The sequence below is a fragment of the Micromonospora citrea genome (assembly GCF_900090315.1).
Lineage (GTDB): Bacteria > Actinomycetota > Actinomycetes > Mycobacteriales > Micromonosporaceae > Micromonospora > Micromonospora citrea.
In genome coordinates this window covers 4,375,579-4,393,734 of the sequence record NZ_FMHZ01000002.1, presented here as the reverse complement: position 1 = coordinate 4,393,734, position 18,156 = coordinate 4,375,579, and the positions used below count along the sequence as shown (strand labels likewise).

The 18,156-nt window shown below is 73.6% G+C and carries 15 protein-coding genes; 5 read left to right on the top strand and 10 right to left on the bottom strand.

All coding sequences use genetic code 11. The annotated features are described in order from the left end of the window. Window positions 1-5 precede the first annotated feature (5 nt). Complete coding sequence (gene guaA, locus GA0070606_RS20225) at window positions 6-1,562, bottom strand: glutamine-hydrolyzing GMP synthase (RefSeq protein ID WP_091102858.1); 1,557 nt, start codon at window positions 1,560-1,562, stop codon at window positions 6-8. A gap of 46 nt (window positions 1,563-1,608) precedes the next feature. Beyond that, window positions 1,609-2,457 carry a bacteriorhodopsin gene (locus GA0070606_RS20220; RefSeq protein WP_245724748.1) on the bottom strand — a complete coding sequence of 283 codons (849 nt, stop codon included), beginning with the start codon at window positions 2,455-2,457 and terminating at the stop codon, window positions 1,609-1,611. A 174-nt stretch (window positions 2,458-2,631) separates the two neighbouring features. Between GA0070606_RS20220 and GA0070606_RS20215 the strand changes: the two genes are divergently transcribed. Then, a complete protein-coding gene (locus tag GA0070606_RS20215) occupies window positions 2,632-3,330 on the top strand; it encodes a bacteriorhodopsin (protein WP_091102850.1) in 699 nt (232 codons plus the stop codon). A 46-nt stretch (window positions 3,331-3,376) separates the two neighbouring features. After that, the gene (locus tag GA0070606_RS20210) at window positions 3,377-4,387 is read left to right on the top strand and encodes a Brp/Blh family beta-carotene 15,15'-dioxygenase (protein WP_176737374.1); all 1,011 of its coding nucleotides are present in this window, start codon (window positions 3,377-3,379) and stop codon (window positions 4,385-4,387) included. Window positions 4,388-4,406: 19 nt separating this feature from the next. On the opposite strand, the gene GA0070606_RS20205 is transcribed toward GA0070606_RS20210, so the two are convergent. Then, entirely contained in the window at window positions 4,407-6,104 is a 1,698-nt protein-coding gene (locus tag GA0070606_RS20205; protein WP_091102842.1) for an FAD-dependent oxidoreductase, read from the bottom strand. 134 nt (window positions 6,105-6,238) lie between these two features. On the opposite strand from GA0070606_RS20205, the gene GA0070606_RS20200 reads away from it, so the two are divergent. Next, complete coding sequence (locus tag GA0070606_RS20200) at window positions 6,239-7,366, top strand: LCP family protein (protein WP_091102839.1); 1,128 nt, start codon at window positions 6,239-6,241, stop codon at window positions 7,364-7,366. 6 nt (window positions 7,367-7,372) lie between these two features. Here GA0070606_RS20200 and GA0070606_RS20195 read toward each other — a convergent pair whose 3' ends face one another. From GA0070606_RS20195 to guaB, 4 genes are all read right to left on the bottom strand, one after another. Continuing rightward, window positions 7,373-8,839: a M1 family metallopeptidase gene (locus tag GA0070606_RS20195; RefSeq protein ID WP_176737373.1), complete on the bottom strand. Its 1,467-nt coding sequence runs from the start codon at window positions 8,837-8,839 to the stop codon at window positions 7,373-7,375. A 312-nt stretch (window positions 8,840-9,151) separates the two neighbouring features. Further along, window positions 9,152-10,561: a M1 family metallopeptidase gene (locus tag GA0070606_RS20190; RefSeq protein ID WP_091102835.1), complete on the bottom strand. Its 1,410-nt coding sequence runs from the start codon at window positions 10,559-10,561 to the stop codon at window positions 9,152-9,154. 49 nt (window positions 10,562-10,610) lie between these two features. Further along, entirely contained in the window at window positions 10,611-11,729 is a 1,119-nt protein-coding gene (locus tag GA0070606_RS20185; RefSeq protein ID WP_091102833.1) for a GuaB3 family IMP dehydrogenase-related protein, read from the bottom strand. Between the two features lie 30 nt (window positions 11,730-11,759). Continuing rightward, window positions 11,760-13,322: an IMP dehydrogenase gene (gene guaB / locus GA0070606_RS20180; protein WP_091102830.1), complete on the bottom strand. Its 1,563-nt coding sequence runs from the start codon at window positions 13,320-13,322 to the stop codon at window positions 11,760-11,762. Between the two features lie 184 nt (window positions 13,323-13,506). On the opposite strand from guaB, the gene GA0070606_RS20175 reads away from it, so the two are divergent. After that, the gene (locus GA0070606_RS20175) at window positions 13,507-13,917 is read left to right on the top strand and encodes a DUF5319 domain-containing protein (RefSeq protein WP_091107931.1); all 411 of its coding nucleotides are present in this window, start codon (window positions 13,507-13,509) and stop codon (window positions 13,915-13,917) included. 290 nt (window positions 13,918-14,207) lie between these two features. On the opposite strand, the gene GA0070606_RS20170 is transcribed toward GA0070606_RS20175, so the two are convergent. Beyond that, on the bottom strand, window positions 14,208-15,017 hold the full coding sequence (locus GA0070606_RS20170; protein ID WP_091102827.1) for a helix-turn-helix transcriptional regulator: 810 nt from the start codon (window positions 15,015-15,017) through the stop codon (window positions 14,208-14,210). A 253-nt stretch (window positions 15,018-15,270) separates the two neighbouring features. Between GA0070606_RS20170 and GA0070606_RS20165 the strand changes: the two genes are divergently transcribed. Next, window positions 15,271-15,654: a WhiB family transcriptional regulator gene (locus GA0070606_RS20165; RefSeq protein WP_091107929.1), complete on the top strand. Its 384-nt coding sequence runs from the start codon at window positions 15,271-15,273 to the stop codon at window positions 15,652-15,654. A gap of 289 nt (window positions 15,655-15,943) precedes the next feature. Here the strand turns inward: GA0070606_RS20165 and groL are convergent, their stop codons facing one another. Further along, the gene (gene groL, locus GA0070606_RS20160) at window positions 15,944-17,590 is read right to left on the bottom strand and encodes a chaperonin GroEL (RefSeq protein WP_091102824.1); all 1,647 of its coding nucleotides are present in this window, start codon (window positions 17,588-17,590) and stop codon (window positions 15,944-15,946) included. Between the two features lie 70 nt (window positions 17,591-17,660). Further along, entirely contained in the window at window positions 17,661-17,975 is a 315-nt protein-coding gene (gene groES / locus GA0070606_RS20155) for a co-chaperone GroES (RefSeq protein ID WP_088998427.1), read from the bottom strand. Window positions 17,976-18,156 lie beyond the last annotated feature (181 nt).

The window sequence follows — 18,156 nt, the reverse complement described above, 5'->3', positions numbered from 1 at the left end:
GCCGGTCACTCCCACTCGATGGTGCCCGGCGGCTTGCTCGTCACGTCCAGCACCACCCGGTTGACCTCGGCGACCTCGTTGGTGATCCGGGTGGAGATCCGGGCGATCACCTCGTAGGGCAGCCGCGACCAGTCGGCGGTCATCGCGTCCTCGCTGGAGACCGGCCGCAGCACCACGGGGTGCCCGTAGCTGCGGCCGTCGCCCTGCACCCCGACGCTGCGCACGTCGGCCAGGAGCACCACCGGGAACTGCCAGACGCCCCGGTCCAGGCCTGCGGCGGTGAGCTCCTCCCGGGCGATGAGGTCGGCCTGACGAAGCAGGTCGAGCCGCCCCCGGTCGACCGCGCCGATGATCCGGATGGCCAGCCCGGGGCCCGGGAACGGGTGCCGCCAGACCATCGCCTCGGGCAGGCCGAGCTGGAGGCCGAGCGTGCGGACCTCGTCCTTGAACAGCGTGCGCAGCGGCTCGACCAGGGCGAACTTCAGGTCCTCCGGCAGGCCGCCGACGTTGTGGTGGCTCTTGATGTTGGCGGTGCCGGTGCCGCCGCCGGACTCGACCACGTCCGGGTAGAGGGTGCCCTGCACCAGGAACTCGACGTCGCCGTGGGCGGCGATCTCCCGCGCGGCGGCCTCGAAGACCCGGATGAACTCGCGACCGATGATCTTCCGCTTCTGCTCCGGGTCGGTCACCCCGGCCAGCGCGCCCAGGAACCGCTCCTGCGCGTCGACCACCTTGAGCCTGATGCCGGTGGCGGCGACGTAGTCCTTCTCCACCTGCTCGGCCTCGCCGGCACGCAGCAGGCCGTGGTCGACGAAGACGCAGGTGAGCTGGTCGCCGACCGCCCTGTGCACCAGCGCGGCGGCGACGGCCGAGTCGACCCCGCCGCTCAGGCCGCAGATGACCTCCTTGTCGCCGACCTGCTCGCGGATCCGGGCGACCTGCTCGTCGATGATGTTCTCGGGCGTCCAGGTCGGCTCGATGCCGGCGATGTCGTAGAGGAAGCGGCGCAGCATCTCCTGGCCGTGCGCGGTGTGCCCGACCTCCGGGTGGAACTGCACGCCGGCCCGCCGGCCGGCCAGGTCCTCGAAGGCGGCGACCGGCGCGCCCGCCGACTCGGCGGTCACCGTGAAGCCCTCCGGGGCCTCGGTCACGCAGTCGCCGTGGCTCATCCAGACCGGCAGGTCGGCCGGCAGGTCGCGGAGCAGCACGCCGGGGTCGAGAAGGCGGGGGCGCAGCGGGGTGCCGCCGTACTCGCGGTTGCCGGTGCGCGCCACCGTGCCGCCGAGCGCCTGGGCCATCGCCTGGAAGCCGTAGCAGATGCCGAAGACCGGCACCCCGGAGTCGAACATGCCGGCGTCGATCTGCGGGGCGCCCGGCGCGTAGACGCTGGACGGGCCGCCGGAGAGGATGATCGCGGCCGGGTCCTTCGCCAGCATCTCGGCGACCGGCATCGAGTGCGGCACGATCTCCGAGTAGACGTTGGCCTCGCGCACCCGGCGCGCGATGAGCTGGGCGTACTGGGCTCCGAAGTCCACCACGAGGACGGGGCGAGGCGTGCTCATGGCAGGAAATCCTACCGACGACCCCGGCACGGTCCCCGCCGGTCCGTCACCGCGCCGCGGCGGTGATCCCACCGCGGGGCCGGGCGACGTCGTCCTCGACCGCCGGGGCGTACCCCTCGGCCACGCTGACCTTCCGCGCGATGACGCCGAGCAGCACGCCGTACACGACCTTGGAGGTGATGTCGGCCACGGTGTAGGTGATCTGTCTCGCCACCACCCCGTCGGCGGAGTCCCACATGGCCGGCATCAGGTAGGCACCCGGGTAGAGCAGCCAGGAGACGAGCACCAGCCACCAGACGGCCCGGGCGACGCCCCGGGCCGACTCCGGCAGCCGGGCCAGGCTGCCGAAGATCACCCGGGCGACGAGGGCGAGCAGGAACAGGAAGAACGCCGTGCTGACCAGGCCCCAGACCCAGTACGGCGCCGAGCGGTCCGCCTCGTGGAACTGCCCGGCGTAGCCGGTGTAGATCATCCCGAGGCCGCCGACGACGAACATCGCCCAGTTGAGGTGGAACGCCCGGCCGGTGACCCCCAGCACGATGAGTAGCTGGATCAGCAGGACGGGGACGTCGATCGACCAGTTCATGTACCGGTAGCCGTTGGAGAAGAGCACGTCCGACTGGACGTAGGCAGTTCCGTTCCACGTGAACGCCTGGCGCCAGCGTTCCGAGAGCACCCACAGCTCGAAGAAGGCCGACACCATCACCACGGCGGAGAGCACCGAGGCGAGCTGATAGCGCGGTGCGGCCGCGCCGCGGGTGGCGAGGAAGTAGACCAGCCCGGCGGCCATCACGGCGAAGCCCAGCGTGAGCACGTGGGACACCAGCGTGTACTGGACGACGTTGTAACCGAACAGGTTCTCGACGTTCATGGCGACCTCAGGGCTCTCCAGCAAAACGCACCTGTTGGACAAACTACCCTTTCTGCGCGTATAGGCTATCGGGACCGGGCGGCACGGGCTTCCCGAACGAGATCCCCGGCAACGGAGACCAGGGCTCCGCTCAGGGCGGGGCGGAAGGCCAGTCGAAGAACGGATGTGGCACGCCTGGAACGCGGCCGAGGAGCGGGCATGACCGAGTGGTGGTTGTGGATGTACGTCGCCGCCATGGCGGGCGGGGTCGTGTTGTTCAACCGGTGGCGCGCCGACCCGCGCGGAGTCCCACTCAGCGAGTACCGGGTGGCGATCGCGATCCCGCTCTGGTCCGGCTTCTGGTACCTGGTCATGGCGCTGGGCGGCGGCCGGGCGGAGGTGGCCGGCCACACGCTCTACTGGGCGCGGTACGTCGACTGGGTGGTGACCGCGTCCCTGCTGCTGGTGGCGCTGATGCTGACCGCGACGCACTCGCTGCCGGGGCGCCGCTGGAGACTGATGGGCGCCCTCGTCGGGGTGAACGTGGTGATGCTCCTCAGCGGCCTGGTCGCCGAGTTCGCGACGGACGCCACGGTCCGTTACGCCCTCTACGGGATCGGGGTGCTGGCCCTCTGCGCGGTGTACGGCCTGATCTGGGGACCGCTGCGCCTGCACGCCCATCGCCAGCCGGCGGGGATCGCGGCGGTGTACAAGGAGGCGGCCCTGCTGCTCAGCGCGCTCTGGGTGGGCTACCCGCTGTTCTGGATCCTCGGCCCGTCCGGTGTCGGCCTGCTCGGCTCCGCCACCACCAGCCTGCTCTTCGTCGTGCTCTCCATCCTGTCGAAGGTGGGCTGGAGCATCCTCGATCTCGGCCGGCTACGCGCCCTGTCCGATCGTGGCCACCTCACCGTCGCCTGACCCGGCCGCCGGGTCCGGCCGCCGAGCGCCAGCGGCGACCGGCCGGGTGTCGGCCGGGACCCGACGGCTCCCGGCGGGCACCACCGACCCGGCGGAGGGCTCGCAACGCCCGGACCGGCTGCTGCGGCACGCCGGGACCGCCTCGCGACTCGCGCTCGGCGGGCTGCTGGCACTGGCACCACTGATAGACGTCGTCGGGCTGGGCGGCTCGCCGGTCTTCCTGCTCGTGGGGCTGCTCCTCGGGCTCCCGCACGGCGCCGTCGACCACCTGGTGCCCGCGTGGCTGTCGGCGCGCGCCCGGCCGCTGTCGGCGCGCGTGACGCTGCTGGTGAGCTACGCGGCCGTGGCCGGCGCCGGGCTGGCCGCCTTCCGGGCCGCACCGGCCCTGGCGCTGGTCGGGTTCCTCACCGTCTCGGTCGTGCATTTCGGCACCGCCGACGAGGCGTTCCACGCGGAACGGGACGGCCGCCCGGTCCGGCCGAGGGTGGCCGCCGTGGTCGCGTACGGGGGGCTGCCGGTCGTCCTTCCGTTGGCGCTGTGGCGGGACCACGTCGACCCGCTGCTGGCGGCGGTGGCCCCGCGGGCACCGGCGCTGCTCACCACCGAGGTGCGGGCGTTGGCACTGGCCACCGTGCTGGGCGCGGTCGCGGTCACCATGATCAGGGACGTCAATGCCGGACGTGTCGGCGACGCCGTCCAGCCGGCCCTCCTCGCCGCGCTGTTCGGCACCGTGCCGCCGTCCCTGGCCGTGGGGGCGTACTTCGCGGCCTGGCACTCCGGCCGCCACGTCGCCCGGTTGCTGCGACACGATCCGCGCAACGCGGCCGACCTGCGAGCCGGGCGGGTCGGACCGCCGCTGCGTCGCTTCGCCCGGCAGGCGGCGCCTCCCACGGTGGTCGCCGTCGGTGCCCTGCTGGCGCTGGTCGCCTGGCCCGGCCACCGGGTCGACCCGCTGCCCGCGACGGTCGCCGTGCTGGCCGCGCTCACCCTCCCGCACGCGGTACTGGTCGCCTGGACGGACCGTCGCGAACCCGGACTCCGACGCCCGACGGGTTGACCCGGACGCCGCGCCCTCGTCACATCCGGAGGGCGCCGGGGGCGTCGGCCGGGACCGCCGGGAGGCGGGGCGGCACCGGCTCCAGCCGACGGTACGGCTCACCGAGCGGGGGCCTCGGGTCCGCGTCGCCCCTGTTGGGCCAGAAGGACATCGCGCGTTCCGCCTGCGCGGTGATGGTGAGCGACGGGTTGACCCCGAGGTTCGCCGAGACCGCCGCGCCGTCCACCACGTGCAGCCCCGGGTGACCGTGGACGCGGTGCCACGGGTCGATCACGCCCTCGGCCGGGGTGACGCCGATGACCGCCCCGCCGAGGATGTGCGCGGTCACCGGGATGTCGAACGGCTCGGTCAGCGCGCCGCCGGGCGTACCGCCGATCTCCTCGGCGAGCAGCCGGACCGCCCGGTTCCCCGCCGGAATCCAGGTCGGGCTGGGCGCGCCGTGCCCCGGCCCGGAGACCAGGCGCCGGCCGAGCGGGCCACGCCGGAACCGGGTGGTCAGCGAGTTGTCCACCGACTGCATGACCAGGGCGATCACCGTACGCTCCGACCAGCCGCGCACCGAGAGCATCCGCGCCGCCAGCCCGGGCTGGCGCAGCAGCGCGCCCAGCCAGCGGCGCACCCGGCGCGGCCCGCCGTCGACCAGCAGCGACTGGAGCAGGCCCATCGCGTTGGAGCCCCGCCCGTAGCGGACCGGCTCGACGTGGGTCTGCGCGTCGGGGTGGAACGAGCTGGTGATCGCCACCCCCTCGGTGAAGTCGAGCCCGTCGGCGCGGGCCCGCCGGCGGGGCACCGAGGCGCCGAGGATCGCCTCCGAGTTGGTGCGGGTCAGCTCGCCCAGGCGGGGCGAGAGCGCGGGCAGCGCGCCGGTGGCCTTCATCTCGTGCAGCAGCCGCTGCGTGCCGAGGGCGCCGGCCGCGAAGACGACCTGGTCGGCGTGGACCACCTGGCGCCGGCGGCGCAGCCAGGCGCCGGTGCGCACGGTGTGCACCGCGTACCCGCCGCCCTCGGCGGGGCGGACGGCGGTCACCGTGGTCAGCGGGTGCACCGCCGCGCCGAGCCGTTCGGCCAGCCACAGGTAGTTCTTGACCAGCGTGTTCTTCGCGCCGTGCCGGCAGCCCGTCATGCAGGCGCCGCAGTGCGTGCAGCCGGTGCGCTCCGGCCCGGCGCCGCCGAAGTACGGGTCGGCGACCCGCTGGCCGGGCATGCCGATGTGCACGCCCACCGGGGTGGAGTGGAAGGTGTGCCCGACGCCCATCCGCTCGGCCACCGCCCGCATCGCCCGGTCCGCCCTGGTGTCGACCGGGTACGTGGTGACGCCGAGCATCCGCTTCGCCTGGTCGTAGTGGGGGGCCAGCTCGGCACGCCAGTCGGTGACGTCCCGCCACTGCGGGTCGGCGTAGAAGGCGTCCAGCGGCTCGTAGAGCGTGTTCGCGTAGACCAGCGAGCCGCCGCCCACCCCGGCCCCGGAGAGCACCAGCACGCCGCCGCCGGCCCGCCGGTCGGCCGCCCGGAGCAGGGTGAGCCGCTGGAGGCCGTAGCAGCCGAGTCGGGGCGCCCAGAGGAACCGGCGCAGCCGCCAGGAGGTCTGGGGGAACTCGTCGTCGGCGAAGCGCCGCCCCGCCTCCAGCACCCCGACCGAGTAGCCCTTCTCGGCCAGCCGGAGCGCCGCGACGCTGCCGCCGAAGCCGGACCCGATGACGACCACGTCGTACCGCATGGACGCATCATTACCGGTCGGTAGCCATCGCGCCAGCACGGGTTTCGCGCGATCATGCTCCGGTCCGTCGATCCGGTCGCGCCCACCCGAACCCGGGCCCGGCGTCCGTACGTTGTCTCACACGGGGGTGTCGCATGGCTCAGGGGACAGGGGCGCAGCGCCCGAGGTGGGTGCTGGGGCTCGCCGCCCTCGCGGCGGTGGCGCTGGTGGCCGTCGGCGCGCTGGTGGTCACCCGGCTCGTCGGCGACGACGGGCCGCGGCGCGGCGGCCCGACCGCCGCCACCGGGACGCCCGGCCCGGCCGCCACCCCGAGCCCCACCCCCGGCCCGACCGCGCCGCCGGGCGCCGGCATCACCGGCCCGCTCAACCTCCTGCTGGTCGGCGTGGACACCCGGGTCAGCGTGCCCGGCTGGGAGCCGCACGGCGACGCCGTGCTGGTGGTCCACGTGCCGAAGGGCCTCGACCGGGCGTACCTCTTCTCCCTCCCCCGCGACCTGCTGGTCGACATCCCGGCCTTCCCCAGGGCCGGCTACCGCGGCGGCAGGACCAAGCTCACCCACGCGATGAGCTACGGCAGCCGGGTGCCCGGCAAGCCCAAGCAGCCGAGCGCCGCCCAGGGGTACGAGCTGCTGCGCAGCACGGTCAGCGGCTACACCGGGCTGCGCATCGACGCCGGCGCGGTGCTCACCTTCAACGGCTTCGACAAGCTCGTGGACCAGCTCGGCGGGGTGGACCTCTACGTCGACCAGCGGGTCGTCTCGCTGCACCGCCGCCCCGACGGCCGGCACCGGGAGCCCGCGCCGGGCGGCGGGGGCTACGTCGGGCCGCAGATGGTGTACGAGAAGGGCGAGCGGCACCTCACCGGCTGGCAGGCGCTGGACTACGCCCGCCAGCGCTACATCACCGGCGGCGACTACGCCCGACAGCGCCACCAGCAGCAGCTGGTCAAGGCGCTGGTGACCAAGATCCTCGACGAGGACCTGGCCCGGCAGCCGGAGCGCGTCCAGCAGGTCGTCGACGCCCTCGGTGACACGCTGGTCTACGCCGGCGGGCCGCGGATCGTCGACGTCGCGTACGCCCTCGGCGGGCTCTCGCCGGACCGGTTCGTGCTGGTGGGCCTGCCCGGCGAGGGGGTGGGCAAGGGCAGCGCCTACCGGGGCGAGCAGCTCAAGCCGACCGGCCGGAAGTTCCTCACCGAGCTGCGCGCCGGCCGGGCGGACGCGTACCTCGCCGCCCACCCGGAGCTGCGCGTCAAGGGCTGACCGCCGTCACAGGCGCGCGGGCCGGGCGGGGCGCTCGGTGCCGCGCAGCCAGGCGTCGAAGAGTCCGTCGAGCTGCTTGCCCGAGATCCGCTCGGCCAGCGCGACGAACTCGGCCGTGGTGGCGTTGGCGTCGCGCTTCTGCGCCGCCCACGCCTTCAGGATCTCGAAGAACTTCTTGTCGCCGACGGCCACCCGCAGCGCGTGCACGGTCATCCCGCCCCGCTGGTAGACCGACTCGCTGAACAGGTTCGCCACCCCCGGATCGCCCGGCGGGGTCCGCCAGACCTGTCCGGACGAGCCCGCGTACCGGGCGTCGAACGCCTGCTGGGCCGTGCGCCCACCGTCGTGCTCGGCCCAGAGCCACTCGGCGTACGTGGCCAGCCCCTCGTTGAGCCAGATGTCCTGCCAACGGGCCAGCGACACGCTGTTGCCGAACCACTGGTGGGCCAGCTCGTGCGCCACGACCCCGGTGTTGTCGCCGCCGGAGAAGAAGCCCGCCGAGTAGACGGGCCGGCTCTGCGTCTCCAGCGCGTACCGGATCCGGGCGTCGGAGATGACCACGCCGCCGTACGACCCGAACGGGTACGGCCCGAAGACGGTCTCCAGGTAGTCGGCCACCTCGACCGTGTCGGCGATCGACCGGTCCGCCGCGCCCTCGGGCAGGCCGGTGGTGACCGCGTGGAACACCGGCCGTCCCTTGTGCTCGCCCTCGGTGATCCGGAACTTCCCGATGACCACGGTGCTGAGGTAGCTCGCCATCGGGCTGCGCTCGGACCACTTCCAGGTGGTCCAGTCGCCGGCCGTGCTCCTTCCCGCCGGCACGCCGTTGCTGACCGCCGCCAGTCCCTTCGGGACGGTGATCTCGAAGTCGTAGGTGGCCTTGTCCGACGGGTGGTCGTTGACGGGGAACCAGGTGCTCGCCGACTCGGGCTGGCCGAGGGCGATCGCGCCGTCGTCGGTGTGCAGGAATCCGCCGACGCCGAGGGTCTCGTTGCGCAGCGGCTGCGGCTCGCCCTCGTACGCGATCTCGGCGACGAAGCCGTTGCCCGCGATCAGGCCGGTGGCCGGCGTGACCACGAGTTCGTCGTCCTTGCGGCTGTGCCTGGCCGGGGCGCCGTCCACGGTCACCGACCGCACGCTCAGACCGGCCAGGTCCAGGTTGAACGAGGACAGGTCGCCGGTCGCGGCCGCCTGCACGGTGGTGGTGCCGGTGAGCCGGTCCCGCTCCGGGTCGTAGCGGACCTTGACCGTGTAGCGGCTGACGTCGTACCCGCCGTTGCCGTAGGTGGGGAAGTACGCGTCGCCGACGCCGGCCGCTCCGGGCTTGAACTGGCGACCCCCGCTCGGCGACGCGGCGGCGGCGGTGGTCGGCTCGGGGGCCGGGTCGTCGGCCGACCCGCACCCGGTCAACCCGAGCGTCCCGCCCAGCAGCAGGCCCGTGCCCGCGCGCAGAACCCGCCGCGACAGCGTCATCGACTCGTCCCCTCCCTGCCTCGCCGGCCGCCCGCACGGCGGGCCCGCGACCGCCGGTCGCCGCGCCCGCACGACCCGCCCGCCGCCGACGACGGAGCCGGGCCCGCGCCCGGCCGGTCCGCGGCAGCCTACCGAGCGCGCCCGGCGGCCCGCGTCAGGGCCAGTGCCGGCACGCCCGGATGAGACGGCCGCGTCAGGGCATGGCGGGGCGCGTCAGGGCCAGTGCCGGCACGCCCGGATGAGACGGCCGCGTCAGGGCAGTGCGGGGCGCGTCAGGGCAGTGCCGGCACGCCCGGGTCGGGCGGGGGCGCTTCAGGGCCGGGCGGGCGCGGTGCCGCCGACGAGCCAGGCGTCGAAGAGCGGGCGCAGGGACTTCCCCGAGACCCGCTCGGCGAGCGCGACCAGGTCCTCCGTGGTGGCGTTGCCGCCCCGCCGCTCGGCCGTCCAGGTGCGCAGGATGCGGAAGAACGCGTCGTCGCCGACCGTGCGGCGCAGCGCGTGCACGGTGAGCGCCCCCCGCTTGTAGACGGCCGTGCCGAACAACCCCGACCGTCCGGGGTCGACGACCGGGCGGGACCAGTCGGTGGCGGCGTACTCCAGCTCGAAGTTGCGCTGCGCGGTGCGGCCGCCGTCGTGCTCCTCCCACAGCCACTCCGCGTAGCTGGCGAAGCCCTCGTTGAGCCAGATGTCGCGCCACCGGCTCAGCGCCACGCTGTTGCCGAACCACTGGTGGGCCAGCTCGTGCGCGACCACGCCCAGGTTGGGGCGTCCACCGCGGAAGAATCCCGGCCCGTAGACCGGTCGTGACTGGGTCTCCAGCGCGTAGCCGACCCGGGCGTCGGTGACCACGATCCCCCCGTACGAGTCGAACGGGTACGGCCCGAACCGGGTGGCCAGGAAGTCGGCGATCTCACCGGTGCGGGCCAGCGAGGCGGCCTCCGGCCCGTCCACCGGCAGGCTCGCCGGCACCGCCGTGACGATCGGCCTGCCGGCGTGCGTGCCGCTCCGCACCCGGTAGTCGCCGATCACCAGGGTCGTCAGGTAGCTGGCCATCGGCGCCCGCTCGGCCCAGCGCCAGGTCGTCCAGCCGTCGGCGCTGGTCCGCTCCCCCGGCACCCCGTTGCTCAGCGCGGCCAGCCCCTCCGGGACGGTCACCTCGATGTCGTACGTGGCCTTGTCGGACGGGTGGTCGTTGACCGGGAACCAGGTGGCCGCCGACCACGGCTGCCCGAGCGCGATCGCGCCGTCGCCGGTGTGCAGGAAGCCGCCGCTGCCGAGCTGCCCGTCGGCCCGCGCCGACGGCACGCCCGCGTAGTCCACCTCGACGGCGAACCGGGCGCCCCGGGAGAGGCCGTCGCGCGGGGTGACCACCAGCTCGTCGCCGTCGCGGGCGGACCGGGCCGGCGCGCCGTCGACGCTCACCCGCGACACGTCCAGCCCGGCGAGGTCGAGGTTGAACCGGGACAGCGGCGCGGTGGCGGTGGCGGTGACGACGGCCCGGCCGGTCAGCCGGTCGGCGGGCGGGTCGTAGCGGACTGCGAGGCGGTAGTTGTCCACGTCGTAGCCGCCGTTGCCGGCCCCCGGCACGTACGGGTCGGCGAGGTCGGCCGCCCCCGGCCGGAAGTCGCCCCGCTCACCGCCGTCGGTGCAGGAGGTGAACGTCAGCGCCGCGACGAGGGCGACGGCGAGCGCGGGACGGATCCGACGGCGGGTACGACGCACCGGCCGAGCCTATCGGCGCGGCCGGTGCGGATGGTGGCGCTTGCGCAGGTCAGCGGTCGAGGACCAGGCCGACCTTCTGGAACTCCTTGAGGTCGCGGTAGCCGCACTTGGCCATCGCGCGGCGCAGCCCGCCGAAGAGGTTGAGCTGGCCGTCCGGCTCGTCGGCAGGGCCGAAGAGGAGCTGCTCCATCGAGCCGAGCGGCTCGCCGGCCGCCTCGAACGCGCCGCGCGGCAGCGACGGGTGGCTGGCGGCGGAGTGCCACCAGGCGCCGCCGGCCGGCGCCTCCGCGCAGAGCGACAGCGGCTCGCCGAGCATCACCGCGTCCGCGCCGCAGCCGAGCGCCTTCGCGATGTCGCCGGAGGTCTCGATGTCGCCGTCGGCGATCAGGTGCACGTACCGGCCGCCGGTCTCGTCGAGGTAGTCCCGGCGGGCCGCCGCCGCGTCGGCGATCGCGGTCGCCATCGGCACCCGGATGCCGAGCACCGAGTCGGTGGTGGACCACTCGTCGCCGCCGATGCCGACGATCACGCCGGCCGCGCCGGTGCGCATCAGGTGCAGCGCCGTCTTGTAGTCGGTGCAGCCGCCGACGACGACCGGGAGGTCGAGGTCGGCGATGAACTCCTTGAGGTTGAGCGGTTCCTCGGTGGTCGAGACGTGCTCGGCCGAGACGAGGGTGCCCTGGATGACCAGGATGTCCACGCCGGCGTCGAGGATCACCGGGGCCAGCGCCAGGGTGTGCTGCGGGCTGACCCGCACCGCCACCGTCCCGCCGCCGGCGCGCAGCTCGCGGACCCGCTCGGCGATCAGGTCGGGGCGGATCGGCTCCGCGTAGACCTCCTGGAGCCGCTTGGTGGTGCGGGCGTCCTCGTCGAGCGCGGACAGCTCCTCCAGCACCTTGGCCGGGTTCTCGTAGCGGGTCCACAGTCCCTCGACGTTGAGCACGCCGAGACCGCCGAGCTGGCCGAGCCGGACGGCGGACGCCGGGCTCATCGTCGCGTCCGAGGGATGCCCGACGCAGGGGATGCCGAACTGGTACGCGTCGAGCTGCCAGGCGGTGGAGACGTCGTCGACGTCCCTGGTCCGGCGGCTCGGCACGATGGCGATGTCGTCCAGGTGGTAGCCGCGCTGCGCGGTCTTGCCCAGCCCGATCTCGACCACGTCACGCATGGGGGACTCCAGGTGGTTGGGGGTGGTGGGTCAGCGGGTGTGGTAGTTGGGCGCCTCGACGGTCATCTGGATGTCGTGCGGGTGGCTCTCCTTGAGCCCGGCCGCGGTGATCCGGATGAGCTGGCCCCGGTGGTGCAGGTCGGGAATGTTCTCCGCGCCCGCGTACCCCATGGCGAGCCGCAGGCCGCCGACCAGCTGGTGGGCCACCCGGGCCAACGGCCCCCGGTAGGGCACCTGACCCTCGACGCCCTCGGGGACCAGCTTCTCGTCGCTGGTCACGTCCTGCTGGAAGTAGCGGTCCTTCGAGTAGGACTTCGCCTGGCCCCGGGACTGCATCGCGCCCAGCGAGCCCATCCCCCGGTAGGCCTTGAACTGCTTGCCGTTGACGAAGATCAGCTCGCCGGGGCTCTCCTCGCAGCCGGCCAGCAGGCTGCCGAGCATCACCGTGTCGGCGCCGGCGACGAGCGCCTTGGCGATGTCGCCCGAGTACTGGATGCCGCCGTCGCCGATCACCGGCACGCCGGCCGGGCGGGCGGCCCGGGCCGCCTCCATGATCGCGGTGATCTGCGGTACGCCCACCCCCGCCACGATCCGGGTGGTGCAGATGGCGCCCGGGCCGACGCCGACCTTGACGCCGTCGGCGCCCGCGTCGACCAGCGCCTTCGCCCCGGCGTACGTGGCGACGTTGCCGCCGACGATGTCGACGCCCACGTCCTTCTTCAGCCGGCGGACCATGTCCAGCACGGCCCGCTGGTGGCCGTGCGCGGTGTCCACGATCAGCACGTCCACGCCCGCGTCGACGAGCGCCCGGGCCCGCTTGTACGAGTCCTCGCCGACCCCGATCGCGGCGGCGACGCGCAGCCGGCCGGCCTCGTCCTTCGTCGCCATCGGGTACTGCTCGCTCTTGGTGAAGTCCTTGACGGTGATCAGCCCGCGCAGCTTGCCGGCCCCGTCGACGATCGGCAGCTTCTCGACCTTGTGCTGGCGCAGCAGGGCCAGCGCCTCGTCCTTGCTCACGCCGACCGGCGCGGTGATCAGCGGCGTCCGGGTCATGATCTCGCGGACCGGGGTGTCCGGGTCGGTGACGAAGCGCATGTCGCGGTTGGTCACGATGCCGACCAGCTGGCCCTCGCCGTCCACCACCGGCACGCCGGAGATCCGGTACCGGCCGCAGAGCGCGTCGACCTCGCGGAGGGTGTCGTCGGGGCTGGCGGTGACCGGGTTGGTGATCATGCCGGACTCGGAGCGCTTGACCAGGTCGACCTGGAGGGCCTGGTCCTCCACCGACAGGTTGCGGTGCAGCACGCCGATGCCGCCCTGACGCGCCATCGCGATGGCCATCCGCGCCTCGGTCACCGTGTCCATGGCGCTGGACAGCAGCGGGATGCTCAGGTCGATGTTGCGGGTCAGCTTCGTCACCGTGTTGACCCGGCTGGGCACCACGTCCGACTCGCCCGGCTGGAGCAGCACGTCGTCGAAGGTCAGGCCGAGCGGGACCACCCGGGCCGAGCCGGCGGGCAGCTCCGGCAGGTGGCCACCCACCTCGCCGTTGTCGGCGCCGGCCGGAAGATCGGTGCTGGGCGAAAATTCCACGATTGCTCCCCTGAGCTGCTCGGACGGGCTTCAGCGAGGTGGCGCGCGCGGGCACCGGCGCGCGCCGGGTGACGGCGCGTCGTCCCATCGTACCCACCGGCCCGGGCCGTCCCCGCCGGTGGCGGCCCAGGTCACCGGTGCCCGGGGGCGGACGTGGCCCGGGCGTTGGGTCTACGGTGAGGGGGTGCACGACGAGCCCATCGACCCCTTCAACGGCGACCCGGCCGACCCGGCCGCCGGCCTGCACGATCCGGGCGACGACGCCCCGCTCGACCCGCTGACCGACGTCGAGCGCCAGGACGTGCTGGAGGACCTCGCCGACCTGGAGATCTACCAGGCGCTGCTGGCGCCGATCGGGGTGCGCGGGCTGGTCATCGAGTGCGAGGACTGCCGGGAGCCGCACTACTTCGACTGGGACCTGCTCCGGGGCAACCTGCGTCACCTGCTCAGCTCCGGGCGGCCCAGGGTGCACGAGCCGGCCTACGACCCCGACCCGGACCACTACGTCACCTGGGACTACGCGCGGGGCTACGCCGACGGCGTGCACGACACCCTGACCGAGGGCACCGACGAGGAGCCCGACGCCGACCGCTGACGCCGGCCGGCACGGCGCGGTCAGTTCACTGGGGCGACCGGGATCGGGACACCGGGCGATCCATCAGGGCACCGGACGGGCCGGCACCAGGCCGCCAGGCGATCAGGGCACCGGACGGGCCGGCACCAGGCCGCCAGGCGATCAGGGCACCGGACGGGCCGGCACCAGGCCGCCAGGCGATCAGGGCACCGGACGGGCCGGCACCAGGCCGCCAGGCGATCAGGGCACCGGACGGGCCGGCACCAGGCCGCCAGGCGATCAGGGCACCGAGGCACCAGGGCATCGCGTGGTCAGGCCACCAGGCCGGCGCGGAAGCCGGCCGCCACCGCGTGCGCGCGGTCCCGCGCGCCGAGCTTGCGGAACAGCCGGCGGGCGTGGGTCTTCACCGTGTCCTCCGAGACGAACAACTCCCGGCCGATCTCGGCGTTGCTCTTGCCCTCCGCCATGCCGAGCAGCACCTGTAGCTCGCGCTCGGTGAGCCCGATCGCGGACCGGCCGCCGCGCCCGCCGGAGGCGCCCCGCTGCCCCGCGGGCGGGGCGTCGGCCGGCTCGGCCGGGTCGTCGCCGCGCTGCGCCGGCACCACCGTCGGGGCACCCGCGCCGTCGGCCGACGCCGTCGACCAGGCGGGACCCGGATCGGCCGGTGACCGGCCGGACGGCGTGGCGCGGACCGGTCCGCCGACCGCCGCGGTGTCCCGGGCCGGGTCGGTGATGCGGGGGCGGGTCGTCCGGCCGGGCGCGGAGAGCAGCAGCAGGGCCTTGGCCACCGCGCTGGTCAGGTCGTGGTCGGCGCCCTGGATCAGACCCCGGGCGCCGGCGCTGATGGTGGCGGCGGCGGCCTCGGACTCCTCGGTGCCGAGCAGCAGGACGGAGGCCTGGGGCGCGCGGGCGAGCACCCGCCGGACGAAGCCCGCGCTGTCCGGCCGGGTGAGGGCCGTGTCGGCGAGCACCACGTCGGCCGGACGCTCGGCCAGTCGCAGCATCACCTCGGGATCGGAGACGGCGGTCCGCACGACGGCGGACAGCCCCAGCCGTGCCGCCGCGGACGTCAGATGCTGCGCCGCAAGCGGTGTCCGAACGCACACGAGAACCGTACGCACAGTGGTCTCCTCTCCGCCCACGAGCAGACCACGGCCGAGTCGAGTCGCGAGGGGGTTCCCGACAATCCTCCGAACTTTTCCGACAAGTAGGGCATATGCCGCGAGTTGTCCGAAGTTTTGGATCAAAGAAGTGTGAGCCGGGGAAAGCTCGGGTAGGGAGCATCCAGGCCGGAAACGGCGCGCCTGCGCGGACCGCCGCCCGGACGCCGATTCACAAGGATCTGCGCGGTGCCGCGCGGGAGGAGGGGTGCTGATGTCGAACGTACGCAGACTGCCCGGACCCATCGTCGACCTGTGGGACTGGCAGCGGCTCGGTGCCTGCCGGGGGCGGGACAGCGCGCAGTTCTTCCACCCCGACGGCGAGCGCGGCTCGTCGCGACTGCGCCGCGAGTCCGCAGCCAAGGCGGTCTGCCGCGCCTGCCCCGTCCGGGCCGAGTGCGCCGCACACGCGCTCTCCGTCCGGGAGCCGTACGGCGTGTGGGGCGGCTTCAGCGAGTCGGAGCGGCTTCGGCTGCTCGCCCTCGGCTGGGAGGACCTGGCCGACCGCCGGCAGACCCGAGTCGACGTCGCCCGGCTGGAGGCCCGCCTGGGCCGGCCGCACAAGTCGACCGTCCCCGCCCAGCGCAAGATCGCCTGAGTTCGCGGACCGACGTACTCGGACGCCGCGCCCCACCCGGGGCGCGGCGTCCGCGCGTCCGGGTCAAGACGCGGCGAAGATCAACATCACGCCCAAGACGTGCGTCCCACCGCCGGCGGGCCCGGCGCAGACCGGGCCTGGACAGTCGCCCCGGGTAGGGGCCGGGCACACCTCGGCCCGGAGCCGCACACCGCGCCGGACGGCCGGACCGGCCGACGCCGGCCTCGGAAGGCACACAGGGCGCGCCGTCGCGAGGACGGCGCGCCCTGTGTGTCGCGTACGGCGAGGGTCAGAAGCCCGGGCCGTGCTGGTGGCCGTGACCGTGGCCGTGACCGTGCCCGCCGGCCGCGGCCGGCTCGGCCTTCTCCGGCTTCTCCACCACGAGGCTCTCCGTGGTGAGCAGCAGGCCGGCGATCGACGCGGCGTTGCTGACCGCGTTGCGGGTCACCTTCACCGGGTCGACGATGCCGGACTTCGCCAGGTCGACGTACTCGCCGGTGGCGGCGTCGAGGCCGTGGCCCCACTCCTTGCCGACGACCTTCTGCACCACCACGTAGCCGTCGTGGCCGGCGTTCTGGGCGATCCAGCGCAGCGGCTCGACCAGCGCCTTGCGCACGATCGAGACGCCGACCTTCTCGTCACCGGTGAAGCCGAGGTCGTCGTCGAGCGCCGGGAGGATCTGCGCCAGGGCGGCGCCGCCGCCGGGCACGGTGCCCTCCTCGACCGCGGCCTTGGTCGCGGCGATCGCGTCCTCGATGCGGTGCTTGCGCTCCTTCATCTCGACCTCGGTCGCGGCGCCGACCTTGATGACCGCGATGCCGCCGGACAGCTTGGCCAGCCGCTCGGCGAGCTTCTCCCGGTCCCAGTCGGAGTCCGAGGCCTCGATCTCCTTGCGGATCTGCGCGACCCGGTCGGCCACCTCGCTCGCCTGGCCGCCACCGTCGACGACCGTGGTGTTCTCCTTGTCGACCACCACGCGGCGGGCGGTGCCGAGCACCTCCAGGCCGACCTGGTCGAGCTTGTAGCCCAGCTCCGGGGCGACCAGCTCGGCGCCGGTGAGGATCGCCATGTCCTGCAGCATCGCCTTGCGGCGGTCGCCGAAGCCGGGGGCCTTGACCGCGCAGACCTTGAGGGTCTTGCGGATCGAGTTGACCACCAGGGTGGACAGCGCCTGGCCCTCGACGTCCTCGGCGATGATCAGCAGCGGCTTGCTGTTCTGGAGGACCTTCTCCAGCAGCGGCAGCAGCTCCTCGATCGCCGAGATCTTCTGGGTGGTGATCAGGATGTACGGGTCCTCCAGGACCGACTCCTGCCCCTCCACGTCGGTGACGAAGTTCGGCGAGATGAAGCCCTTGTCGAACTGGAGACCCTCGGTGACGTCCAGCTCGGTGTGCAGGGCCGAGCCCTCCTCGACGGTGATGACACCGTCGCGGCCGACCTTCTCCATCGCCTCGGCGATCAGCTCGCCGATCGTGGCGTCCTGCGCGGAGATCGTCGCGACGTGCGCGATCGACTTCTTGTCGGCGACCTCGACCGCGCGGCCGAGCAGCGCCTCGGAGACCTTCGCGGCCGCCGCGTCGATGCCCCGCTTGAGGCCGGTCGGGTTGGCGCCGGCGGCCACGTTGCGCAGGCCCTCACGGACCATCGCCTGGGCCAGCACGGTGGCGGTGGTGGTCCCGTCGCCGGCGACGTCGTTGGTCTTGGTCGCCACCTCCTTGACCAGCTGCGCGCCGAGGTTCTCGTACGGGTTGGTGAGCTCGATCTCCTTGGCGATGGTCACGCCGTCGTTGGTGATCGTGGGCGCACCGAATTTCTTGTCCAGGACGACGTTGCGCCCGCGGGGGCCGAGGGTCACCTTGACCGCGTCCGCGAGGGCGTTGACACCGTGCTCGAGCAGGTGCCGGGCGTCGTCCGAGAAGCTCAGGATCTTCGCCATGAATGTCCCTTCGAAGCGACGCTGCCCCGGCCCGGCGAGCCGGACCGGGGCAGCGACACTGATCGGTTGCTTACTTCTCGATGACCGCGAGGACGTCGCGGGCGGAGAGCACCAGGTACTCCTCGCCGGCGTACTTGACCTCGGTGCCGCCGTACTTCGAGTAGAGGACGGTGTCGCCGACCTTGACGTCGACCGGCACGCGGTTACCCTTGTCGTCGATCCGGCCCGGGCCGACAGCGAGGACGGTGCCCTCCTGCGGCTTCTCCTTGGCGGTGTCGGGGATCACGATGCCCGACGCCGTGGTGGTCTCAGCCTCGTTCGCCTGGACCACGATCCGGTCCTCGAGCGGCTTGATCGCAACCTTGGTCGCGGTAGTCACGGGCATACCCTCCTGGGGTACTGGTTTCGTTACCGGACGGCATGCCGACCGGCGTCAATCTGCCACATGCCACCGGGCGGGGCCGTCGTCGCGGGTGCCGGTCCGCCTGGCGTTCAGCGCCCGGACCAGACGGCCCGGAAGCTGGCACCCTCGGGGTGAGAGTGCTAATCGCAGGTTATTCCTCGGC